The 6,312-nt window shown below is 42.3% G+C and carries 6 protein-coding genes; 2 read left to right on the top strand and 4 right to left on the bottom strand.

The features are described 5' to 3' along the window. Positions 1 to 302 precede the first annotated feature (302 nt). Complete coding sequence (locus H6G69_RS17905; protein ID WP_190690042.1) at positions 303 to 1,316, top strand: DnaJ C-terminal domain-containing protein; 1,014 nt, start codon at positions 303 to 305, stop codon at positions 1,314 to 1,316. 95 nt (positions 1,317 to 1,411) lie between these two features. Here H6G69_RS17905 and H6G69_RS17900 read toward each other — a convergent pair whose 3' ends face one another. The 3 genes from H6G69_RS17900 to H6G69_RS17890 all read right to left on the bottom strand — a co-directional run bounded on the left by H6G69_RS17900 (position 1,412) and on the right by H6G69_RS17890 (position 4,619). Beyond that, positions 1,412 to 2,074: a glutathione S-transferase family protein gene (locus H6G69_RS17900; RefSeq protein ID WP_190690039.1), complete on the bottom strand. Its 663-nt coding sequence runs from the start codon at positions 2,072 to 2,074 to the stop codon at positions 1,412 to 1,414. Positions 2,075 to 2,109: 35 nt separating this feature from the next. Beyond that, a complete protein-coding gene (locus H6G69_RS17895) occupies positions 2,110 to 3,693 on the bottom strand; it encodes an NAD(P)H-hydrate dehydratase (protein WP_190690035.1) in 1,584 nt (527 codons plus the stop codon). Positions 3,694 to 3,797: 104 nt separating this feature from the next. Further along, positions 3,798 to 4,619 carry a hypothetical protein gene (locus H6G69_RS17890; RefSeq protein WP_190690033.1) on the bottom strand — a complete coding sequence of 274 codons (822 nt, stop codon included), beginning with the start codon at positions 4,617 to 4,619 and terminating at the stop codon, positions 3,798 to 3,800. Between the two features lie 278 nt (positions 4,620 to 4,897). Here H6G69_RS17890 and mnmA point away from each other — a divergent pair, with 278 nt between their 5' ends. Beyond that, positions 4,898 to 5,953, top strand: a complete 1,056-nt coding sequence (gene mnmA / locus H6G69_RS17885; RefSeq protein ID WP_190690030.1) for a tRNA 2-thiouridine(34) synthase MnmA — start codon at positions 4,898 to 4,900, stop codon at positions 5,951 to 5,953. A gap of 45 nt (positions 5,954 to 5,998) precedes the next feature. Here mnmA and H6G69_RS17880 read toward each other — a convergent pair whose 3' ends face one another. Next, the gene (locus H6G69_RS17880; RefSeq protein ID WP_190690027.1) at positions 5,999 to 6,208 is read right to left on the bottom strand and encodes a hypothetical protein; all 210 of its coding nucleotides are present in this window, start codon (positions 6,206 to 6,208) and stop codon (positions 5,999 to 6,001) included. Between the last annotated feature and the right edge of the window lie 104 nt (positions 6,209 to 6,312).

The raw sequence follows: 6,312 nt of genomic DNA, 5'->3' as shown, positions 1-6,312 counted from the left end.
CTGTGTGAAGAAAAGTAAATAATGCTCAAACTCTTTCTCCCCCTGCTCCCTGCCCCCTGCCCCCTGCCTTATCCCAACATTGATTATTTACGCCGACCTACTTAATGCTATATTCCTACTCCCTACTCCCCTTGTCAGAGTACGGAAATTGCCCTTGCGTCTTCAGCAAGAACCCCACTTGATTTTGTTTATTCTTTGTTAATTTAAAATCAGAATCTAATTGCTCGGCATTATACCTAGCAAAATATAAATCTCCCATCTTACAAAAAAACTTAAAGTAAATTTTTACAGGAGGCTGGTAGATGGCTGCAACCGACTTCAAAGACTATTATTCACTTTTAGGAGTTAGTAAGACTGCCAGTCCAGATGAAATTAAACAAGCGTTTCGTAAACTAGCGCGTAAATTTCACCCTGATGTCAACCCTGGCAACAAACAAGCAGAAGCGCGTTTTAAAGAAGTCAACGAAGCCTACGAAGTATTATCTGACCCCGATAAGCGCAAAAAATACGACCAATTTGGTCAATATTGGAAACAAGTTGGCGAAGGCTTCCCTGGCGGTGGGGCTGGCGTTGATATGAACGGCTTCGACTTTAGCCAATATGGAAGTTTTGATGAATTCATCAATGAGTTGCTAGGCCGCTTTGGTGGTGCGCCTGGCGGCCCTCGCGCTGCGGGTAGACAAAACTACTCTTACCGGACTAGTACAGGTAGACCAAATGGTTTTGGTGGCGGCTTTAACGACTTTGGTTTCCAAGATTTTGGTGCAGGTGCGGGTGCATCCCAAGATGCGGAAGCAACAATTACTCTGACTTTTGCAGAAGCGTTTGCTGGTGTGCAGAAACGCTTTAGCTTGGGTAACGAAACAATAGATGTTCGCATTCCACCTGGTGCTAAACCTGGTAGTCGTTTGCGGGTGCGGGGTAAAGGTCAAATTAACCCAATGACACAGCAACGGGGAGATTTGTACTTAAAAGTTGAATTTCAACCTCATTCGTTTTTCCAAATTGAAGGCGATAATTTGGTCTGTGAAGTGCCTATTACACCCGATGAAGCGACTTTAGGTGCTTCTATTGATGTGCCTACACCTGACGGCAGTGTCAATGTCAAATTGCCTGCGGGAGTGCGTTCTGGTCAATCCTTGCGTTTGCGGGGCAAAGGCTGGCCTTTACCCAAAGGTGGACGTGGTGATCAGATGGTGAAAGTAGCGATCGCACCACCAAAAGACCTCAGCCCAGAAGAACGCGAGTATTATGAGAAAATTAGGGCTATACGTACATATAATCCCCGCAGTCATTTACAGCAAGTTAAGTTGTAATTTGTAATGACACCCAAAGACTCGCTAAGGCGATGCTAGCGTAATTCGTAATTGTTATTTCAAAATTGAATTACGAATTACGATTTAGTAACTATTTATTGACGCTGTGCCATCAAAGTTTGCATTCGAGATTTAAATGCTTCAATTAACTCTGGAGTAGGTGCGGTAGTTTGCCAAGACGGGCGCTGTATCAATTTTTCAGCCCAAGCATTGAGTTTTTGGTAGTGATTTAAAGGATAATCCAACATAGGCAATAAAGGTACAGCACATCCAGCCACAATATCGGCAAGAGTTAACTGATCACTACCAAAATATGGGCGATTTCCTAACAATTTTTCCAAAAATTCTAGCCCTGTAGCTATTTGTTGTTTGGCCTTTTCTAGTTTCTGCAAATCTTCATTACCAGGAAAACCCATCATTTTATAAATGAATGGATTCATCGCCGGAATTACTTCATTGACTGTTGCCATTTCTACCATTCGCACAACTGCTAAATCTTGAGCGTTGCTAGGTAATAAGTTAGGGCTAGGATATTTTGCTTCTAAATAATCCAAAATAGCCAAAGATTCCACCACATTAAAGCCATCATCTACGAAAACTGGAATGTGGTGGAAAGGATTCATCGCTAAAAATTCTGGTTTTAGTTGATCACCATCTAGTTTGATGTCTACTAAATCAAACTCTAGTTCTTTTTCTAGCAGTGCAATCCATACTCTGCGAGAGTTCATTGAGAGATGATTGTGATATAGCTTCAGCATGAGACACCCTCAAACTTTATCGTAGGGTAACACTGTTAAGTGCTGAGTGCGGGGATTAAATATTGGGTCAATGTAAAGGCATCTACCCCTAATTCTGTACGTTCTTGGGCTGCTATAATGCCTGCTTGAGAATGCCACCAAGCAGCAGTAGCGACAATATCTTCTACAGGAATTTGTTTTGTCGCAGCTTGGGCTAATAAACCTCCAAGTATCCCTGTTAGTACATCACCACTGCCACCACGGGCTAAGGCTGGAGTGCTTTCCGGCAGAATCCAAACTGCGCCTTGAAAATTGGCAATTGCCGTCCTAGCCCCTTTTAACAATACCACTGCGCTACTTTGGGCGGCGGCTTCTTTGACAGCTTTGATTCTGTCGTGTTTAGCATCAGGTACATCAGGGAATAATCTTTGGAATTCACCTGTATGGGGTGTCAGCACAGTTGCGGCTTGCCGTTGTTGTAAGGTGGGGATGGTTCCTAGCTGTGCCAAAATATTTAAAGCATCGGCATCGAGAACTAAGGTGCGATCGCACTTCATCACTTGTTGCACAATGGGAGTAGCTTCGCGGGTTAAACCAGGGCCACAAGCGATCGTACTAAAAGAACTTAAATCTGTGTTATCAGGTAATTGTAGTTGCGAAATTGTCCCTGTCTCCGTTTCCGGACAGCCAATAATTAGTGCTTCCGGTAAATGCGACACCAAAATCAATTTTAAAGATTCAGGAACCGCAATAGAAAGCATTCCCACACCACTAGCACGCGCCCCTAAAGCTGTTAAAATTGCACCGCCAGCATAACGCCGTGAACCGCAAATTAATAATAAATGTCCTTCTTTATATTTATGAGTAACTGCTGGACGCGGCAAAGGTAAAGTAGAAAGTGCTGTTTTTTTGGTAATACGTTGAATTTTTGGTTGATTTTCTAATACAGCTTGCACATCTGCAACAGGAATATCAAAATCAATTAATTCAGCTTTGCCAACATACTCCAAAGCATGATCCTGCAATAAACCCAGCTTCCACAAACCAAGACATAATGTGTAAGTAGCGCGAATTGCTGTCCCTAAAACTTCACCTGTATCAGTGTGTAAACCTGAAGGTATATCAATACTAATAATCGGTTGATTCCATTCGTTAAACTGATTAATTGCTAAAGCTATAGCATCAGTCAACTGTCTTTCTAACCCAAATCCAAACAAACCATCAATTAAAACATCACAATTTGGCAATTGCTCAACATTGTCATAACAAGAAATACCCAAACTTTGGGCATATTGTAAATGTTGTGCTGTTAATTCTTTTAACTTAAAAAAAGGCGAATATAACCAAACTTCATAGCCACGAAAGTGTAATTCACGGGCTACAACCAAAGCATCGCCCCCATTATGCCCAGGGCCGACTAAAATTCCCACACGGCGAGCGTTTCCAGACAAGGGAAACAAATCTTGAATGCGAAGGGCAATTAGTCCCGCTACTTTTTCCATTAAAGCTGCTACAGGCATTCCAGCAGCAAAGATACGCTCTTCAATATCCCGCATTTGCCCAGCAGTGACTACCATTTGTGAAATCTGTTCTTGCCTGTTTTGAGAGTGCTGAGTGTTAATTGATTGTAGATTCTGCATAATTCCAATTAACGAGTTAAAACTATTCACTCTTTACTTTTAACTCCATACTCAGCACTCAGCACAGGCTAAACGCCCCGCTACCGCGCTTCAGCACTCAATACTTACCGACTGTAGTAAACCCTAGCATTACCAAATCCCAATTCGTGGACATATTTATTCCATCTATCGGCATCACCACGTTCAGCAAATGGCCCAACGGCTACATGGGGGCCTAGGGGTTTTTGTCTTTCTTGAACTAAGCTAGAATATCCGCTATTTTGAATAATTCTGTCGCTAATTGCAGGTAAATCTTGCAGTTTGCCAGGAATAATCACATAGTATCTGTTATTTCTAGTGGGTGCATTTCTAGTAGGATTAGCATTAAAACTTTGTATTTCCTCCCCACCAGAAAAGCTGACAGCCCTTGCACCACGAATCCCATAATATTCAAGTTCTCTGACACGCTGTTGGGCGTTAGATTGTCTGTTAAAAACGCCTGATTGAATTACAGAACGGCCTCTGTACTGTCGAATGTAAGCACTGGGTTCAATTCTGCGGACGCGTTGCAGTGTTTGGTAATCGCTACTATTGACGTATACAAAGTAGCGTTCAAAGTTTTGGCTGTATTGATTTGGCTGGCTTTGTTGCAAAATTAAAGGATTTTGCTGATACTGATTTTCTGTTGATGGGTAAAGTAAGGGATTTTGCTCATATTGCTCAACTTGCCCTGGTTGTAATTGGGGTAAAGTTTGTTGATTACCAGGAATTACAAAAGTATCTGGCGGTGGTGGTAAAGTATCAACGACTGTTTGTTGAGACAGCAAAATATGATGATTGTTAGTATGAGCTTGAGCTTGACTTTGGGAAGCGATCGCCAAGCAACTTCCCAAAAATAAGTGTATTATCGGTAATGCCATCAACTGACCTGATAACTGCATGGACATAGGAGTAACAAGATTTTTCAAACTATATAGTCTAAGGATAAAATCAGCAAGGCTAGGTGGCAATGGATACATATAGTAGGGAACTGGTTCGAGAGTTGTGTAGTTAACAACTCAAGTGCTTGACTAGCAAGGGTTTGAGATATATATGCTACAATTGAGCAGTCGCGCAGCTGCCGTATTGTGCTTGTATGAACAGCCTCTACTAGCACCTTGAGTCATGAAATTATTAGTTTTAATCTCTGTCGCCAGCAGCCGCTAGCTTAAAAAACTATAGAGATATGAAAAAAGTTGTCGTTGGTCTTTCCGGTGGCGTTGACAGTTCCACCGCTGCTGCTATCCTACACAATCAGGGCTATGAAGTGATTGGTTTAACCCTTTGGCTAATGAAAGGCAAAGGGCAATGTTGCTCTGAAGGAATGATCGACGCGGCTAATATTTGCGAACAACTGGGAATATCCCATGAAGTTGTTGATATTCGTGATGTCTTTCAGACAAATATTGTTGATTTTTTAGTATCTGGCTATAGTGCAGGAATTACACCGTTACCTTGCTCACAGTGTAATAAAACGGTGAAGTTTGGGCCAATGGTTGAGTATGCCCGTGAAAAATTGGGATGCGATCGCATTGCCACTGGTCATTATGCCCGCATTGGCTATGATGAAGCAACTGGGCGTTACCAATTATTAAGAGCAGTTGACCGCAATAAAGACCAGTCTTACTTTTTGTATGATTTGTCTCAAGATTTACTAGCAGCTTCCGTATTTCCTCTAGGAGAGTTAGAAAAAGCAGATACGCGCCGCATTGCTGCTGAATTCGGATTGACAACCGCCGAAAAACCCGAAAGCCAAGACTTGTGCTTAGTAGAAAGCAACGGTTCGATGCGGGCATTTTTGGATAAATATCTCGCACCCAAAAAAGGCGATATTGTCGATACCACAGGTAAAGTTTTAGGACAGCATGATGGTGTGCATCACTACACCATTGGTCAACGTAAAGGTTTAGGAATTGCGGCGGCTGAACCATTGTATGTGGTGGAATTAGATGCTGTGAATAATCGTGTAGTTGTAGGCGATCGCACCAAAGTCACTCAGCCAGAATGTACAGTAGGCCGGGTAAACTGGGTTTCCATCGCTGAACCCACAACCCCAATTCACACCGAAGTGCAAGTCCGCTATCGTTCTACCCCTGTACCAGTCACAGTAATTCCTCTAGAAAATTCCCGCGTCCGTTTGGTGTTTGAGGAACCACAATTTAGTATTACACCTGGACAAGCTGCGGTTTGGTACGACGGCGAAAAAGTATTAGGCGGTGGAATTATTGAACAGTTTAGTTAAAATTAAAATTGCTTGGGTGAACATACTCTCAGAATTTTTAAAAGCCTACACTTTTGAACAGGGTGTTGGAAGATTTTCAATCATGGCAGACACCGTTTCATCAAGCAGTGCGATCGCATTTTGGCAGCGTCGATGCTGATTCTGAGTGGTTCTTTGTTGAGTGGAGTGAAGCATTAATCTCCAGCGAGCGCATCTGTCTTCTTCAACTGCCGCCCGCGAATTTGGCTGGGGTAAAGTCAGTAAATCTTTGCTCATAGCAACATTGCTCCATCAGAATTTGCGTTAATATATGAGTAAGTCTCATATTTAAATCATAGGAGTAAAACTCATTGAGCGTCAAGCAAAATATGAATAATACT

Source organism: Nostoc sp. FACHB-110, from assembly GCF_014697425.1.
In the GTDB taxonomy this organism is placed as follows: domain Bacteria; phylum Cyanobacteriota; class Cyanobacteriia; order Cyanobacteriales; family Nostocaceae; genus Nostoc_B.
This window is presented reverse-complemented; position numbering and strand designations above follow the sequence as displayed.